Here is a 17,780-nt window from a genome sequence, read left to right as displayed (position 1 = left end):
CTCACCCGTCCGCCACTCGACATCATCTAGCAAGCTAGACATGTTTCCGTTCGACTTGCATGTGTTAGGCCTGCCGCCAGCGTTCAATCTGAGCCATGATCAAACTCTTCAATTAAATATTTCGAAAATATGAATTTTTTTGGTAAACATCCACTAAGTGAATGTCCACACAGATTGTCTTGTTCTAATTGTTAAAGAGCATTGCTAACTTCGTTAGCGGCTTAAGCTGTCCGTAGACCCTCTTAAGCGGGAGGCGTATAATACGCCGTTAAAACTTGATGTCAACATTTTAATTTAAATACTTCAAATTAAATCTCGCTACATCCCGCTTCAAATATACCTCTTAAGTATATGCAACAAACTAAGAAATCTTAATCTATTACCGAAGACCTAAGTTGTATTAACCGGTCTCCCTTGAAGCGAGGGCGCATTATAGAGACAACACATTCCTATGCAACACTTTATTTCGTTTTTTATCTCAACCGTCTACTTTTCAAACAAAACGTACTATCTTTAAACAATTGCAACTATTTGGAATGTAAAAAGGGCATTCATTGAAATGAATGCCCTTTAAATTTAATCTTCTAGTGATACAAAAGAAGGAATTAAAACACCTATAAAAACCGTCTATTCTTTTTTACCGTCTTTATTGTTGTCTGATTCACTTAGTTCTATTTCTTCCCCATCACCCACTACGTCTTCTAACCTAACTTTATCCACCATTCTAAACGTATTAACAGGTCCAGCGAGTGCATATAATAGGAATACAATAAATAGTACTAACGCAGGTTCTGTTGCCACCACTACAAATATTAACAAAATTAGCAAGAGCACTACAAACGGAACCTTGCCGTGCCAATTTAGCTCTTTAAACGAGTTATATTTAAAGTTACTCACCATTAGTAAACCTGAAATCCCTGTTATTAATGCAACAACAATTTCGTAATCTTGCCCGTCAACATTATATTCAACCCCTACCCAAATAAGACCTGCAACTAACGCTGCCGCGGCTGGGCTCGCCAAGCCTTGAAAAAATCGGCTATCTGCAATCCCTATTTGTGTGTTAAAACGAGCTAACCTTAATGCAGCCCCAGCTACATATATAAAAGCAGCCAACCACCCAATTTTACCTAATCCTGCTAACCCCCAATTGTAAGCAACCAATGCAGGAGCAACACCAAAAGATACCATATCAGCCATAGAGTCATACTCAGCACCAAACTCGCTTTGTGTATTTGTGATTCTAGCGACCCTACCATCAAGGCCGTCAAAGATCATTGCCACAAAGATGGCTACAGCAGCCGCTTCAAAACGACCATTCATTGAAGACACGACTGCAAAAAATCCTGAAAAAAGTCCAGCGGTCGTTAGTAAATTCGGTAAAAGGTAAATACCTTTACGCTTCGGCTCTATCATTAAAAGACTCCTAAAAATGGGTCACCAGCATAACATAATGACCATGAAGTCTGCGATAGCATGGCCCCAATTAAGCAAGTAAAGCTTATAAATTCGATCATTGATTACTAAATTATATGTTATTCGCTTAAGAAAGAATTCAGGTAAACCTATAAGGTTTATTAGTGCAATACAGTAAATAGTATACTAATTATGTGATTTACATACGCAATTTTATATTCAAAATCTGCAATATCGTAAATAATATCTAGAGCATTTTGCTACTCAAAATATGTCAGCATACTTTACAGAAGTATTTTAAACATCTAAATTAAAACAAAAAAACCATATAAAACAATCACATGAAAAGCGGCACACAATATGCTTACCAAGAGCACGAGAAGTTAATTTACTTAATAGTGTATCTACTATGAAGTTTAAGTAAGGAAAACCTATGATTTTTACAAAAAATAAATTTATTGTGTCTACGCTGTTAATGTTTTTTGCATCAACATCTATGAGTTATGCAGAGTCAACCACATGGGTATTCGAGACGGGTGCAAGTGAGTATGATGTTGACAGTTATACCAGCGAATTTGGTAATCAACTGTCTGTCGATAGTGATAACGACGGCACAGCTGACTTAACTATTGAAGCATGGGCAAGCACTGGCTGTGGATTATATTGCGGCAATGACAATGAAGTTGAGCAAGGTTATGCCTCAACAAATGCTTGGGGGTTATTAAATAATAACTTAGATGAAGGCCTATCAAATAACTCATCTCATACAGTTGATAACAAAGGTGGTGACGTTGATATGATGCTTCTTTCCTTTACTGAAAGTACCGCATTAACAGGTATTGATTTAGGCTGGGCATATAATGATACTGATATTTCAATAGCAGCTTTTTCAAATTTGCCTACACTAAGCGGTAATACATGGGCAGAAATAGCAACACAATCAATATTTTCAGCAAGCTTTAGTAATATAGGTACGAGCCCGTACACATTAGTAAATGAAGTCTCAAACGTAGTTGTGGAAGCACAATACTGGTTAGTAGGAGCATACACATCTGTATTTGGTAATCTAGGTAGTAACGACGACAGCTACGACGATAGAATTAAGATTGCTTCTATCACTACGGAAACAACGGCTTCCACTCCAGTAGCAGAAGTACCAGAGCCTTCAACTATAATGTTCTTTGCTTTGTTTGGTTTAATTTTGGTGTCACGCCGAAAAGCTACCAAATAATTATTTTTGTTCACTCGTTTAAAAGCTCACTCTATATAGTGAGCTTTTTAATTTGTTCTACAATAATACTGAGTTAAGATAACCTTTAGTATGCGTACTCAAAAACGTTAAAAGCCATGGTATGCTTATAAACTTAAAAAGCACCGTCAATTCCCACATTAGAATTAAATGGAGCACCTTTGACCTCTATTCCATTACCTAAGTATCTTGTATACTTTTTCTTTTTAGCTACATCATTGTCAATATCTGCGAATACAGCAGAAGATTATGAGAAAGCACTGCTATCATTTCACGAGCAAGAATTCAAAACATCTTATATTCATTTAAAAAACGCATTACAAGAAACTCCAACCCACTTACCTTCTAAGTTATTAATGGGGAGGATCTTTTTAATAGATGGTGAAGTAGAGGCTGCAATCATTGAATTTGAAGAAGTCTTAAAAGCAGGAGCTGATAAAAATTTAGTGATATCACCATTAGCAAACGCTTATTTAATATCAGGAAAGTTAGACAAGTTAATCTCATTAGATATCCCATTAAACGCCAATCGCGAAGTTCAGCTCGATTTATCTCTTTTGAAAGCAAATGCTTACCTCCAGAAAAATGATTACATACTAGCAACACAACAATTTGAGAGAGCAAGAAAAAAATTCGGAGATGATATAAGAGTAATAAATGGTCTTGCTCAAATGGCTTTATTAAATAAAAATTTGGTCAACGCGAGAACAATAGTTAAGCAAGCTTTAGTAAAAAATCCATTTAATGCACAGAGTAAAATGTTAAATGGCCTGATATATCAAGCTGAAAAACAATATACAAAAGCGTTAGCCGAGTTTGAAGTGGCCTACCGATACGCCCCTAAAGATCCAGCGGTAATGAGAGCTTTAGCAAGTAGTTACGCCCAAACAGGAAATATTAGTAAAGCAAGTAAGCTCATTACAGACATAGAATCTCAAGGCAAAGCAGGACTACAAGTAAAATTACTTAAAGCCCGCCTCTTAGCTATATCTCAACAAAATGAAGATGCTGATGCCATACTATCTGAAATAAGCCAAACACTAAGTTTAATAGACAAAGAAAGCGGACATTACATATCTCAAGCTAGCCTTGTAGGGGGTATCACCGCATACATCAATCAAAATTATGATGTAACCGTTCGAGAACTTAAACGTTATTTAAAGGATGAAGAGCCATCTGCAGAGTTAATTGCAATGTTAGCAGAAGCCCTTATACGCACTAATGATGCTAAAGAAGCTATTCAGCTACTAGAGCGCCATGAAGCTATTATTTTAGAAAATACTCAAATTGCGTCATTATCTTGTGATCTTTATCTGTCAAATAACAATCTTTTCAAATGCGACTCTTTAGTTCAGCAGTTAAAACAAAAATATGGCGAAACACAGTTTATTTTATTACTCGAAGCTAAATTACTGGCCCGTCGTCAACGCCCTCTAGATGCCCTAAACATTTTGAATATGAAAATGGTAAACAATGACAGCCCTGACACCCTAATATTTAAAACAAGTCTCCTTGCAAGTATAGGTAAATATGAAGAAGCCCTAGAAAATGCAAAGATTCTACTTGCATCCTCGCCTGACAACCTAACTTATCTAAATCTCAATATTGATTTACTAATTCGATTAGAAAATTTTCAAAAAGCGAATGTGTTGCTAGAAAAAGTACAACAACAAGCACCTTTAAATATTGCTGGTCTTGTCCACGACAGCCGTATACGTTTTTCAATGAAAGATTTGCAAGGTGCTTCTGACAGTATTCAAAAAGCCCTCTCCCAGGACAAAGGAAATTTCACAGCTTTACTATTGAATGCGCAGATACTGATAAAACAAAATAAACTAGATGATGCGATAAACCAGTTAATAGATGCAAAAATAGTGGATAGCAGCAACGTATCACCACGAGAGTTATTAGTCAGTGTGTACAGACAACAAAACAAACCTGAATTGGCTATTAAAGAGTTAGACCAACTTCTCAAACTTCGTCGTTTAGAGTCGGAGTATATTTATCAAAAAGCCAGGTTATACCTTTCGTTAAATCAAACAACCAATGCTGAAGAAGCTCTCAATACATTATTTTCTCAGTGGACCAACCAACCCGATAAACTTGTATTACTGAGTCAACTACAAATTAAAAATAGGGATACAGAAGCAGCCAAGTTGAGCTTAAAAAAAGCTCTACAACAAAATTCAAAATACTTAATTGCCCAACTTGAATACATAAAACTACTTTTAAGTACTAAGGAATTCTCTGAGGCAAATACTCGAATAAACGAAATGCAAACGGCTTACCCTGATAATGCAAATGTGTATTTAATAAAAGGGCACTATTATACTGCAATAGGAAAGTCTAAAAGTGCTTATACTCAGTATAATAAAGCATTTACATTGTCAAATAATTTTACCGCAGCTTTAATTGAGCTCTATAAGCTTGCAACTAAAGATATCCATAGAGAAGACGTAATATCTACTTTAAAACAAACCATTGATTCTCAACCAGAACAGCACTTTAGTCGCCACTTGTATGCCGATTTATTATTCATGCAAGGTAAAATGGCTCAAGCAAGAACACACTATGAAAAGCTAATTTTAGTAGATGCACTCCCTAAAAAATCTATTATTTATAATAACTTGGCAAATATAGAAAGTAGTAATGATATTGGCAAAGCCATGCTCTATGCTAATGAAGCAGTCAAGTTAAACTCAAATTCATCTTCTATTTTAGACACTCTAGGCTGGCTGCACACTATCAACAGTGAGCCTGAGCAAGGGCTCAATATTCTTAGGCAAGCTTTTACCTTAAACTCTGACAGCCCAACAATTAGGTACCACCTTGCCTATACTTTAAATAAACTTGGCAGAACCCAAGAAGCTAAAACCGAGTTAAGGTTAGCGCTAGGCTCTGATAAGGCCTTTACTGAAAGAACACAAGCACAGGATTTATTAACAAGACTCAAATAAAAAGGCCTGACGCTCAGGCCTTTTTAACAATACAACAAGCAGGTTATTGGATAGTTAATATATCATCCTGAACATTAATCTTTATGCAGTCGTGGCTTTCCAATTCACCAGATAGTAACTTTTGAGCTAAAGGATTTTCAATTTCTATTTGGATAGCACGTTTTAAAGGTCTTGCTCCGAATACCGGATCAAACCCCGCTTCTGCTAACTTATCTAATGCTGATAAGCTAATCTCTAACTTATAACCTTTGGCAGCTAAGCGATCCCTTAGGGCTCTCAATTGAATCTTCGCAATAGATTTAATTTGCTCTTTACCTAATGGGTGGAATACCACAGTATCATCTACTCTATTTATAAACTCTGGTCTGAAGTGTTCTCCTACAACTCCCATTACCAAGCCTTTCATCTGTTGGTAATTTTTCTCAGCGCTAACTTCTTGAATAATATCTGAGCCCAAATTAGAGGTCATTATAATTACGGAATTCTTAAAGTCGACAGTTCTACCCTGTCCATCCGTCAAACGACCATCGTCTAAAACTTGCAACAAAATATTAAAAACGTCGGGGTGAGCTTTTTCAACCTCATCCAATAAAATTACAGAATATGGTTTACGTCTAACAGCCTCTGTTAAGTAGCCGCCTTCTTCATAGCCCACATAACCAGGAGGAGCTCCAACTAAACGAGACACTGAATGTTTTTCCATAAATTCAGACATATCAATACGTACCATGGCATCTTGGGTATCAAACAAAAAGGTAGCTAACGTTTTACAGAGCTCAGTTTTACCCACACCAGTAGGCCCTAAGAACAAGAAAGATCCAATTGGCTTATTAGGGTCAGAAAGACCAGCTCTTGAACGTCTAATTGCATTTGATACCGCTTCAACCGCCTCTTGTTGACCAATCACACTTTCTTTAAGTGCATCTTCCATAGATAATAATTTAGCTTTTTCCCCCTCTAACATTTTTGAAACAGGTATTCCGGTCCAGCGGGATAAAACGTCTGCAATTTCGTTATCAGAAACCTTATTTTTAAGTAGTGTTGGCTCTTCTGTTTCAGACTCAGTGGCCAACTCAAGCTTTGCCTCAAGCTCAGGAATACGTCCATATTGCAACTCAGACATGCGGCTTAAGTCAGATGCTCTTCTGGCTATTTCTAAATCTAATTTGGCCTGTTCTAACTCAGAACGAATAGTTTGGGTACCTTGCACCGCTTGTTTTTCAGTAAGCCATACTTTTTCAAATTCAGAAAACTTGTGCTCGGCTTGTTCTCGTTCTAATTCAATCAACTCTAAACGTTTATGACTGACTTCATCTTTTTCTTTAGCTAAAGCTTGCTCTTCAAGTTTGAGTTGAATAATTCGTCGTTCCAACTTATCCATGTCTTCTGGTTTCGAGTCCATTTGCAAGCGGATACTAGAAGCAGCTTCATCAATTAAATCTATAGCTTTATCCGGTAATTGCCTATCACTAATGTAGCGGTGTGACAAAGTCGCAGCAGCAACAATCGCAGGGTCGGTGATTTCGACTGAATGATGAAGTTCATACCGTTCCTTTAAACCTCTTAATATAGCGATGGTATCTTCTACACTGGGCTCATCGACTAATACCTTTTGAAATCTGCGCTCTAAAGCCGCATCTTTTTCTATAAATTGACGATATTCATTTAAAGTTGTGGCTCCGACACAATGTAACTCTCCTCTTGCCAGCGCAGGTTTTAGCATATTACCTGCATCCATGGCACCATCACCTTTACCAGCCCCAACCATGGTATGAAGTTCATCGATAAAGAGGATAACCCTACCTTCTTCTTTACTTAGCTCACTCAACACTGCTTTTAAACGTTCTTCAAACTCACCTCTGAATTTAGCACCAGCAATCAAAGCTCCCATATCCAAAGACAACACACGCTTATTTTTTAAACCTTCTGGAACTTCACCATTGATGATACGTTGAGCTAATCCCTCAGCAATGGCTGTTTTACCCACTCCAGGCTCACCAATTAACACTGGATTATTTTTAGTGCGTCGCTGTAAGACCTGAATAGTACGGCGTATTTCATCATCACGGCCTATCACTGGATCGAGTTTTCCTTGCTCAGCACACTCAGTTAAATCAGTAGTAAATTTCTCTAAGGCTTGGCGTACATCTTCAGCATTTTGGTCGGTTACTTTTTGTCCACCACGGATTTTTTCAATGCCTTGCTCAATGTTTTTTTCATCAGCACCGGATTGCTGTAGAACCTGACCTAGTGAACCTTTGTCTTGCAACGCAGCTAAAACAAATACTTCTGAGGTAATATATTCATCTTTTCTCTTTTGAGAAATTTTATCGCTTAAATTTAGAAGTATAACTGTACTCTTACTAAGCTGGACATCACCACCAACCCCTTCAACTCTTGGTAACCTTTCAATTGCTTCTGCTAAAGCTGAACGTAAACTGTTCACATTGATACCCGCAAGATCTAGCAATGGGCGCACAGAGCCTCCCTGCTGATTTAACAGAGATGTCATTAAATGAACAGGTTCGATATATTGATGGTCGCGTCCAAGCGCTAAAGATTGCGCATCAGAAAGAGCCGATTGAAATTTACTTGTAAAACTGTCTAATTGCATAAAGTACTCCACCTCTACTTTAGATTACATAGTAATGGGTACAATTTATTGGCTAATCAAGTGGGTTATAGGCAATTAACAATAGAGAGCTTATTATAATTGATTCAGATCAACCTCTGATATACTGGTTACAAAATAGTTAACCAATATAAATTGCACTCACCATTCTACCAGTTGTGGCGGGTCCCGAACCATCATTTAACTCATGGGTTGCTCTTCGATGAGAAAAAAAGCAATCTTTTTGCCCATAAGTACAAAAATCACCACCATATACGTTGTCAATGCCTAGGAATTGAAGCTTTTGTTTTGCAATTAAATATAGATCAGTTAAAAACTTATCAGTTTTTACCGAGTCCTTTGCAACGAATGCGTCTGGATATTTATCAAAAGCTGCTTTCACCTCTTTACCCACTTCAAAGTACTCTTGGCTTATGGCTGGGCCCAACCAAGCAATAATATCTGATGACTTGCTATTCATTGCGATAATTGTATTTTCAATTATTCCAGCAGCTAACCCTCGCCAACCAGCGTGAACGGCAGCTACAATAGTTCCTTTTTTATCACATAATAATACAGGGAGGCAGTCGGCTGTCATGACTCCACACACTTGATGTTTAGTGCGGCTAATGCTGGCATCAGCTTCAACTTGTATGGGTTGAGGAATGTCTAAATTGATACAAGTAGTACTGTGAGTTTGATTTAACCACGTGATATTTTCATGTAAAGGCAATAAGCTACGATTTTTATTAACAATTGTCACATCATCTTTCACATGCTGACCAACGTTAAAACTATCGAAAGGAGACCGACTAAACCCTCCTTTTCTAGTACTTACATAAGCTTTAATGTTTTTTGGCGCTGGCCAGTCAGGGTAAATAAAACAAGGAGCTGACACTATTAAATTTCTCCACTTCCATGTTCAGCCTTGTCTTCTCTTAACACATCTAACAATTCAACGAAGTCTTCAGGTAAAGGAGCTTTCCAAGACATCCACTCCCCAGTAATAGGGTGCGTTAACTCTAATTGAACAGCGTGGAGAGCTTGACGTCTAAAGCCTCTTAACATATCCACCATTTTCTCGTTACAAGCCTTAGGAGGTTTAGGGCGACCGCCATAGGCCTGATCGCCTACCAGCGGATATCTAAGATGCGACATATGTACACGAATTTGGTGAGTTCTACCTGACTCTAACTTCAGTCTAAGGTAAGTATGCGCTCTAAACTTTTCTTTAACTCGATAATGTGTCATTGCAGGTTTGCCAGACTCACGAACAGCCATATTAGTGCGTTTAGTTGGATGCCTGCCGATAGGCTCATCGATAGTACCGCCAGCCACCATAGTGCCAATCACTACTGCTTCATATTCACGGCTGATCTCTCGAGCTTGCAGCTGCTCGACTAAATGAGTTTGTGCTGGAATAGTTTTGGCTACCACCATTAAACCTGTTGTGTCTTTGTCTAAACGATGAACAATACCAGCTCTTGGTACATTCTCGATACCGGGTACATGGCTTAACAACGCATTTAAAATTGTGCCATCGGCATTACCTGCCCCTGGATGCACAACTAAATTTGTGGGTTTGTTGATTACTAATATATCTTCATCTTCATAAACCACCGTTAAATCTATATCTTGAGCATGATGTTGAACTTGCACTTCAAGCTCCACATCAATTTCTATAAACTCTTCACCGATGAGTTTTTCTCTGGGTTTATTGGAAATTCCACCATCAACGGTAACTTTATCACTCAAAATCCACTCTTTTATGCGAGATCTTGAATAATCGGGGAACATTTCGGCCAAAGCTTGATCTAAGCGTTTACCAAATAAATTATCAGGCACATGTGCCTGAAGTTGTATTTTTTCATGTGAGGTAGACATGCATTAAACATCCTGAAAGTGTTTCGTAACGATTTATGTGTGCATAGCCCAATTTGGTGGGGTAGAATGCGCTGCAGTTATCGATTAGCTAAACTACTATTCTAACGGATTTTTGTCCTTAATGAATCAAACATCACTAATCGAATAGTCAAATAAGAGCAAATAAGAGCAATATGATAAGTAAAGTTAATGTAAGAAATATATTAGTAAGCAGTACCTTAGTGATGTTAGTGGCCTGTTCTTCAGTGCCAGAAGACGAAGACATCGATTTGGTACTTAAAAATAGAAGTGCACAAAGTTTGTATCAAGAAGCAAAAGAAAAGATGATCTTGGGCAACTTTAACGCAGCAACAGAAACCCTAAAAGCTTTAGACTCTCGATTTCCTTTTGGTCCATTGTCTCATCAAGTACAATTGGATTTAATCTATGGCTATTATAAAACGGGACGAATTGACGAAGCTTTAGCAGCCATTGATCGCTTCACGCGACTCAATCCAAATCATTCAGATGTAGATTATGCGTTTTATATGCGTGGTTTAGCGAACATGGAAGTCGATAACAATCTATTTCAAGACTTAGCTGGAATTGACAGATCAGATAGAGACCCAAGCAGTTCTAGGCAGGCCTTTTCCGATTTCAGACGTTTAATTGAAAAGTTTCCAAATAGTAAATATGCAGCTGATGCCCAGAAGCGAATGCTACATATAAAGAGTCGTTTAGCTAGATATGAGATAGCTATAGCCCGCTATTATATGAGACGTGATGCTTATGTAGCTGCTGCTAATCGAGGTAAATACGTAATTGAACATTACCCAGATACACAGCATGTTCGAGAAGCGTTAGAAATAATGGTTGAGTGTTATGATCAGCTTAAACTAGATAAGTTAAAAAATAACGTCATGAAAACTCTTAAATTGAATTATCCAGAAAGTAGTTTTATAAGTTAATAATTATACGTGCTACATAAAAACGCGCTTCTATTGAGCGCGTTTTTTATGGTGACAATCATTCGGTTCCAATATTTACTCGCCATACATTCTCACAACTTTTATGTACCTAATTTCAAAATGAATACCTGCAAAGTAACTTGACTGAGTAAACTATTTACTCACACCTCACGTACATTCATTTACTTTAGTTTCACTATCTTAAGAATAAATGACCCATTTAAAGTTCAAAGCAAATAAAAAACGTCGCCCTACGTGTTTTTATAAAACACTTATCTTTTTTACTCTATTTTTTTCATGCCAAGCTTTAAGTAATCCGTTAGCAGGCTTTACTAAAATAGGTGAAGCAAAGCTCAGGGTCATCTTTTGGGATATATATCACTCTAAGCTATATAGTAGTAATGGAATATATGATGCCAATGAGTTCCCTCAGGCATTAGAAATATCTTACCTACGTGCTATCAATAGTAAGGATTTAGTGAAACACACTAAAGAAGAGTGGCAAAAATTAGGCATACCATCAAACCAAATTGACAAGTGGATACCGCAGCTCAAAGATATATTTCCGAATATAAACAAAAGTGACACTTTGCTATTAACAGTTAACGATGAGAAAAGCAGTGAGTTTTTCTTGAATCAAAAATCCATAGGTGTAATAACTGATCAACAATTTGGAGAGAGCTTTTTGCGAATATGGTTAGACGAACACGCTAGTTATCCAAAAGTCCGTGATAAACTTTTAGGAAAATCTAATAACTAGAATATTTCTAAAGAAAGCTCATGATTGGATCAACGTATAATAGTCCTGAAACCCAACCAATATGTTTGTTGTAGCTATGGAGGATAGAATCAACCCCATCACTCGACTAATAACACTTGCCCCACTACTGCCTATCACCCGAGCAATAACACCAGAAAGTAACATTAAAATATAAGTTAATAGTAAAACAGATAGCATCACTAAAGCGGTTTGAGCTTGTTCCCATATAGTGTAAACCGCATTCTTGGTTAATAATATCGCGGCTAACATAGCACCAGGGCTAGCAATAGAAGGCACAGCAAGAGGGAAAATTGCAGTTTCTCTATGAGAGTTCTCTAATAGCTTTATTTCCTCTTCGGGTTTACTATCACCGAATATCATATTCAGAGCAAATAAGAATAAAACAATACCCCCAGAAATTTGAAACGCTGGCAAAGGTATAGAAAGTACATTTAAAATAACCTCCCCAATTCCCATAAAAAACAGCAACACACATGCAGCCACTATAGTCGCAAGTAGCGCGACTCGGCGCTTTATCTTGAGTTCATATTTATCAGTCACTGCAATAAATACAGGTAGGGTTCCAATAGGGTCTATAACCGCAAAAAACACAATAAAAACGGCTAAATAATCGATCATTACAACTCCATATAAAAACTAAAGATTTAACTTGGTTGAATATTTTAAGCAGAAATACATAAGTTTATGATCTAATCGTACGATAAAAATAAACTCGACGGGTAAACATTCGACACTGACTTTACTAACAAGCAACACAAGTTGTGTGATTATTATGAGCTAATCCTAGTAGCGAAATAAATCGCTACACTCACCTTAAGAGTCTGTCTAAACCCTGCTTAACACAAATAGCAGCGTGGGCATCATTAGCGGCATACAAAATTTGATGTTGTTGCAATGGATATTGCCCCCAATTTGAGCGTTGTGCACCTTTCCCTAATCGTTCACGAAGCACCATGGCAACAGCTGCCCTCGCCCCAATTGGATTTTTATCACTAGTTAAACTTTTTAACTTAACCGACAAATCTAAAGTATTAACAATATCTATATTAAGTTTACGTAATTCTTTACTGTCACCTGTAAGACCAAACCCCACCTTCTGAATAGCTTGATTACTCAATATACCTCTTACTGCAGATAAAGCTGCTGCAAACTTAACAGGAAATAGAAAACCACAAGAGTCCGTTGCAAGTTGAATCAATGTAGGCCCAGGACTACTTTCACCACGACTAAAAATGGGTTTACTTTCGGTATCAAATCCTAAATGAGACTCACTCTCTAGGGCACTCTTAGCTTCGTAAGCATCTAACTCGGTTTCTATAATTTTGATATCAGAAAGTTTAAGGCCACCATACAAAGGCAGCTGATTTACTTGCTCTTTAGCTAGACGACGCACCATAACATCCTATAAACCCATTGATTTGACTCAATCCTATATTCATACCCTATTATATTGACAACTTACACCTTGTAACCACCTCTATAGTTAGGTCAGGAGGCAAAGTAAGTACAATACATCATGAATAGCCAGTAAAGTCGGAGGTTGAAATTAATTAGTCTACAATCCTGTCTTTGTAACATATAAAGCAATTAAGGCTCATTAATGACCTTCAAAAGTTTAATCCGCACGTTTTTAATTAGCCTTTGTGCAAGTATTGCCTTTATTCTAATTCAACCGTTATTTGAAATGACAACCTTGACCTCGAAGCATTCTGCTACATACGTTAACTTAGGCGGATATAATGAAGTTGCTGCCGTATTGTTGTCTTGGATCGTACATGTGAGTGTATCGTTTGTTTATGGAGGAATGTCGACATTAATCTATCATTATAATCAATCGATGTTAATGACAATAAGCCAAGTAATTATTCTAGGCTGGCTTACAACCTTAATCGCCACTCCTGCAAACGAATGGGTTATCAAATTTATTACTACAAGGCACTTCACCTCTATCAGTTTACTTCCACCACCACACTCTGAGTGGGATGGTAAGCTCTGGTCGCATATATTATTTTTTATTCTAGTAGTTAGTGGCTTATGGTTAGCAAAAGTTACCACTCAATTGAAAGAACTCGCTCTCAAAACCAATGAAACACAGGTGTAAAGTTCTAAATTAAACACAGCTTTGTGGCCACACTTCCTTTGATATAATTTGGGGTGAGCCGCTCATCGCTCTCTCTGCTGATAATTGCTCAAATGCGGCCAGTTGTAACATACTGATTTCATGCTGTGACATACCAAGCTCATAACCTGAACATTCATTTGGCCCTAATGAGCGAGGGTCAACACCAGTCAAATTTCCAAACACTACAAGAGCATGCAAATAATACCCATAGTTACTGCCATGGTAACTATCCCAAGTCCAAAGGTTAACCTTGCCAAATTCAACACCATCATAAGGATTAGCATCAGCAATATTCAAGACTATCGCTTTTGTCCAAGCTTCTCCCACAGCATTCACCCCTTTAATTACTGGTGATGTTGTGACCGCTTTATCGTATCCGGCGCGGATATCTAACGCCATTTTTGCGATAGACACTCCAGACCAAGGGCTCTGTGGTTTATAAATCAAGTCAGCTCGCGACCAAGTAGACGTAAGAAACACATCAACTTTCGGATTAAGGTTTTCTAAAAATAAAGACATTTTTTTAGTCGATTCAATAAGCCTAGCAGGGTCGCCAAGTTTTTTACGATCTAACGTACTATAGCCGTGCATTACCACCATATCCCAAGGGTGTTTACCAATCACCTCTAACTTATTGTGCACATGAAAATTTAGGTCACTACCGCCCTTTGTTTCTAGATAAACATCATAATCAAAGCCCGCTTGTTTAGTGAATGACTTAAACAATGCAGGGACGCCTCCAACCTTCTCATTGTTAAGATCAGTTACATAATCAGGACGGTAGAATTTAACAGACGAGCCATAACCATATGTAAAACTATTTCCAATAAACAGTACTTTAGTTTCTGCATTAGCAAACAAAGTTCTCAATAAAAGTACTAAGACAAACATACTGGCAATAACTGGCTTCATAATTTGCTCTTTGAATCTTTTGATTAACTAAGAATAACGGTGCCACGAGATGAAGGCAACCTAGGAATGGGAATTCACCTCGCGAACATTAGGTTTAACAACCCATACATGATAAGGACCAAATAAGTATGGAAATCATATTAGTAAACTCTCAATCTATTATGAGCGACTCTAACAAAATTCTGATTATTACTATTTAAAAGTGATATTTAGAATGAAACAAATTAACCAAAAGGTAAGATCCTAAAGCCACTTGAAAAAGCCGATTCTAAAGGTAAGATAATATTTACAACCAAATTAATCTCCAATCCTATGAAACTCATTTTTGCATTTATACTTTTTGTGTCTTTTTCCGTCCAAGCCATACAATTAAAAAAGGTTGTAACAGGTCTTGAACAACCTGTTGATATAAAGTTTTTCCCAGGCTCCCATTCTGAATTACTAATTGCTGGCAAAAAAGGGCAACTGACATTCGCCCACCTAAATCAAAATGAACAATATTCAGTACATACGTTCCATGTAAAAAGTGGCTCAGAAATGGGGTTACTAGGCCTAGCTTTTCACCCTGACTATTCCCATAGTACACAGATAACTGCAGGCGATAAAAATAATTTTTTGTTTGTAAATTACTTTCCTAAAGAAGGAACTCGCAGGACTAGAATATCTCGATTTTTATTAACAAAAAAAGATCGAGAGTATAGGTTATCAAACGAAAAAGTTATTTTAGAAATACAACAACCCTACAGTAATCACAATGGCGGCCAAATTGCATTTGGTCCAGATGGTTATTTATATATTGGGATGGGAGACGGCGGCTCTGCTGGCGACCCTCAAGGACATGGGCAGAATACTCAAACCCTACTTGGGAATATGTTACGCATTGATATAAACACAACAAATAACGTCCCTTATGGTATTCCCTCCGATAACCCTTATGTTAAACACTCAAACTTTAAACCCGAAATTTGGGCTTTCGGTTTAAGAAATCCATGGCGCTTTTCATTTTCAGCAAACGTACTAATAACAGCCGACGTAGGACAGTACAAATATGAAGAAATTTCTGTAATAGAGAAAGGGCAGAATTACGGCTGGAACACAATGGAAGCAAGCCACTGCTATCAACCCAAAACACTGTGTAACACTGATAACCTGACTCTACCTAAACTTGAATATGGCCGCTCAGAAGGTCAATCTATAACGGGTGGTTACATTTACACTGGTAATGTAAACAGCAGGCTAATAAACCACTATATATATGCTGATTTTGTGTCTGGCAATATATGGGGTGTTAAATATCCTGACTTTACCAATCCAACTAAGCTACTATCTAATCAAGGTAATATTTCTACGTTTGCTGTAGATAACCAAGGAGAATTATATTTAGCAGGGTTTAGCAAAGGAATTATTTATCAAATCGTTCCTTAACTCTTACCAAAGCAACTCTGCATCTTATTTGTGGTTCATATTGATTTGTTAAGCAACAAAAACAGGTAAGGCCTCAATATGGAGGTGAGTGATCAGTAAGGTTACTTTTAGTCATTGTTACTATAGGTTAATTGTAATACGTACCATACACATTTATAGTTTGGCATAATAAGGAGCGTTTATGAAACTTACCAATAAAAACCCTAAAAGTATTGATAGTAATCGCCGTAAAGCCCTTAAAACAATTGCAAAAGTCGGAATTTCTGCAGGAGCTATTGTTAGCCCCCCTTATGTTTTTGCAAAGAGCACGCCTACCTTAAGAGTATTGGGCACCCATGTAACCCTGCAAGAAGAGTTAAGACAACAGGCCATGAGTGACTTAGGAATTAATATATCCTTTGAGCCTAGAGGTAGCGCGTCTGTCCTTCAAAAAGCCTCGCTATCTCCTTATAGTTTCGACTTGTACGAACAATGGTCAAACAGTATTAATGTTTTATGGCGCTCTAAAGCCATCCAAAGTATTGATAAAAAGCGTTTGAAATACTGGGACGAAATCAACCCATTAACTAAAACCGGAAAAGTAACACCTCATGCAAACTATGGTGCAGGAGATGCACCCTATAAGATTCTTCACGTTCAACCCGATGGCAAACTAGGTACCAATCACACTAACCAAATCAGCTTTTTACCTTACGTGCATAATGTGGATTCTTTTGGTTACAACACAGATATCATTGATAAAGGCACTCCCTATAAAACCGAAAGTTGGGGGTGGTTATTAGATGAGAAATTTTCTGGAAAAGTAGGCGTCGTTAACGCACCTACTATCGGATTATTTGACTTGGCACTGGCAGCACAAGCAAATGGCTTAGTCACATTTGCTAATATTGGAGCTATGACCAAAGCAGAATTAAATGCGTTATTTAAGGTATTAAATAACCTAAAAGCTCAGGGGCACTTTAGTGGATTTTGGACATCTGTGCCAGAGTCAGTAGAGTTTATGCGAACAAAACGTGTCGTAATTGAAAGCATGTTCTCTCCCGCAGTCACGCAGCTCAATAGTCAAAATATTCCTGTTACATTTGCAGCACCTAAAGAAGGGTATCGTGGATGGCACGGTGTTATGTGTTTATCAGCAGCTACAACAGGCAAAGTAAAAGACATAGCCTATGAATACATGAATTGGTGGTTATCAGGCTGGCCTGGAGCATTTATTGCCAGACAAGGCTATTACATATCTAACCCTCAACGCTCAAAACCACTGTTGACAGAGGCTGAGTGGGATTATTGGTATGATGGAAAACCAGCATCTACACCTCTTCTTGGGACTGATAACAAGACTTCTGTTTTACAAGGTGACATTCGAACTGGCGGCAGCTACAAAAAGCGGTTTAGTAACGTCGCCGTATGGAATACTGTCATGCCCACTTATGATTATAGCTTGCAAAAATGGTATGAATTTATAAGCTCATAGTT

The 17,780-nt window shown here is 37.6% G+C and carries 14 protein-coding genes and 1 rRNA gene; 7 read left to right on the top strand and 8 right to left on the bottom strand.

Annotation, left to right across the window (positions count from 1 at the left end):
* Nucleotides 1-115, bottom strand: a 16S ribosomal RNA gene (locus tag ABJD71_RS01905); the annotation flags it as partial.
* A 512-nt stretch (nucleotides 116-627) separates the two neighbouring features.
* Nucleotides 628-1,416 (bottom strand): CDP-diacylglycerol--serine O-phosphatidyltransferase, encoded by a 789-nt coding sequence (pssA, locus tag ABJD71_RS01900; protein ID WP_348163684.1) that lies wholly within the window; start codon nucleotides 1,414-1,416, stop codon nucleotides 628-630.
* A gap of 433 nt (nucleotides 1,417-1,849) precedes the next feature.
* Here pssA and xdp1 point away from each other — a divergent pair, with 433 nt between their 5' ends.
* Entirely contained in the window at nucleotides 1,850-2,647 is a 798-nt protein-coding gene (gene xdp1, locus ABJD71_RS01895; protein WP_348163681.1) for an exosortase-dependent surface protein XDP1, read from the top strand.
* Between the two features lie 179 nt (nucleotides 2,648-2,826).
* A complete protein-coding gene (locus tag ABJD71_RS01890) occupies nucleotides 2,827-5,622 on the top strand; it encodes a tetratricopeptide repeat protein (RefSeq protein ID WP_348163678.1) in 2,796 nt (931 codons plus the stop codon).
* Nucleotides 5,623-5,665: 43 nt separating this feature from the next.
* Here ABJD71_RS01890 and clpB read toward each other — a convergent pair whose 3' ends face one another.
* The 3 genes from clpB to rluD all read right to left on the bottom strand — a co-directional run bounded on the left by clpB (nucleotide 5,666) and on the right by rluD (nucleotide 10,117).
* On the bottom strand, nucleotides 5,666-8,236 hold the full coding sequence (clpB, locus tag ABJD71_RS01885) for an ATP-dependent chaperone ClpB (RefSeq protein WP_348163675.1): 2,571 nt from the start codon (nucleotides 8,234-8,236) through the stop codon (nucleotides 5,666-5,668).
* A gap of 139 nt (nucleotides 8,237-8,375) precedes the next feature.
* Nucleotides 8,376-9,131 (bottom strand): peptidoglycan editing factor PgeF, encoded by a 756-nt coding sequence (pgeF, locus tag ABJD71_RS01880; RefSeq protein ID WP_348163672.1) that lies wholly within the window; start codon nucleotides 9,129-9,131, stop codon nucleotides 8,376-8,378.
* A gap of 2 nt (nucleotides 9,132-9,133) precedes the next feature.
* Nucleotides 9,134-10,117 carry a 23S rRNA pseudouridine(1911/1915/1917) synthase RluD gene (rluD, locus tag ABJD71_RS01875; RefSeq protein ID WP_348163669.1) on the bottom strand — a complete coding sequence of 328 codons (984 nt, stop codon included), beginning with the start codon at nucleotides 10,115-10,117 and terminating at the stop codon, nucleotides 9,134-9,136.
* A 173-nt stretch (nucleotides 10,118-10,290) separates the two neighbouring features.
* Here rluD and ABJD71_RS01870 point away from each other — a divergent pair, with 173 nt between their 5' ends.
* Both ABJD71_RS01870 and ABJD71_RS01865 read left to right on the top strand, forming a co-directional pair.
* Nucleotides 10,291-11,064: an outer membrane protein assembly factor BamD gene (locus ABJD71_RS01870; protein ID WP_348163666.1), complete on the top strand. Its 774-nt coding sequence runs from the start codon at nucleotides 10,291-10,293 to the stop codon at nucleotides 11,062-11,064.
* Nucleotides 11,065-11,275: 211 nt separating this feature from the next.
* Nucleotides 11,276-11,824, top strand: coding sequence for a chalcone isomerase family protein (locus ABJD71_RS01865; protein ID WP_348163663.1), 549 nt, complete (start codon nucleotides 11,276-11,278; stop codon nucleotides 11,822-11,824).
* 18 nt (nucleotides 11,825-11,842) lie between these two features.
* Here ABJD71_RS01865 and ABJD71_RS01860 read toward each other — a convergent pair whose 3' ends face one another.
* Nucleotides 11,843-12,463, bottom strand: a complete 621-nt coding sequence (locus tag ABJD71_RS01860; RefSeq protein ID WP_348163660.1) for a MarC family protein — start codon at nucleotides 12,461-12,463, stop codon at nucleotides 11,843-11,845.
* 190 nt (nucleotides 12,464-12,653) lie between these two features.
* A complete protein-coding gene (locus ABJD71_RS01855) occupies nucleotides 12,654-13,241 on the bottom strand; it encodes a 3'-5' exonuclease (protein ID WP_348163657.1) in 588 nt (195 codons plus the stop codon).
* A 204-nt stretch (nucleotides 13,242-13,445) separates the two neighbouring features.
* Between ABJD71_RS01855 and ABJD71_RS01850 the strand changes: the two genes are divergently transcribed.
* Entirely contained in the window at nucleotides 13,446-13,946 is a 501-nt protein-coding gene (locus ABJD71_RS01850; protein ID WP_348163654.1) for a hypothetical protein, read from the top strand.
* Between the two features lie 9 nt (nucleotides 13,947-13,955).
* On the opposite strand, the gene ABJD71_RS01845 is transcribed toward ABJD71_RS01850, so the two are convergent.
* Nucleotides 13,956-14,879 (bottom strand): PEP-CTERM sorting domain-containing protein, encoded by a 924-nt coding sequence (locus tag ABJD71_RS01845; protein WP_348163651.1) that lies wholly within the window; start codon nucleotides 14,877-14,879, stop codon nucleotides 13,956-13,958.
* Nucleotides 14,880-15,221: 342 nt separating this feature from the next.
* On the opposite strand from ABJD71_RS01845, the gene ABJD71_RS01840 reads away from it, so the two are divergent.
* Nucleotides 15,222-16,304, top strand: a complete 1,083-nt coding sequence (locus ABJD71_RS01840; protein ID WP_348163648.1) for a PQQ-dependent sugar dehydrogenase — start codon at nucleotides 15,222-15,224, stop codon at nucleotides 16,302-16,304.
* Between the two features lie 181 nt (nucleotides 16,305-16,485).
* The gene (locus tag ABJD71_RS01835; RefSeq protein WP_348163645.1) at nucleotides 16,486-17,778 is read left to right on the top strand and encodes an extracellular solute-binding protein; all 1,293 of its coding nucleotides are present in this window, start codon (nucleotides 16,486-16,488) and stop codon (nucleotides 17,776-17,778) included.
* Nucleotides 17,779-17,780 lie beyond the last annotated feature (2 nt).

The organism is Paraglaciecola sp., assembly GCF_039943935.1.
Taxonomy (GTDB): Bacteria; Pseudomonadota; Gammaproteobacteria; order Enterobacterales; family Alteromonadaceae; genus Paraglaciecola.
Note: the sequence above shows the minus strand (reverse complement) of the source record. Positions and strands in the feature narration are given on the sequence as shown.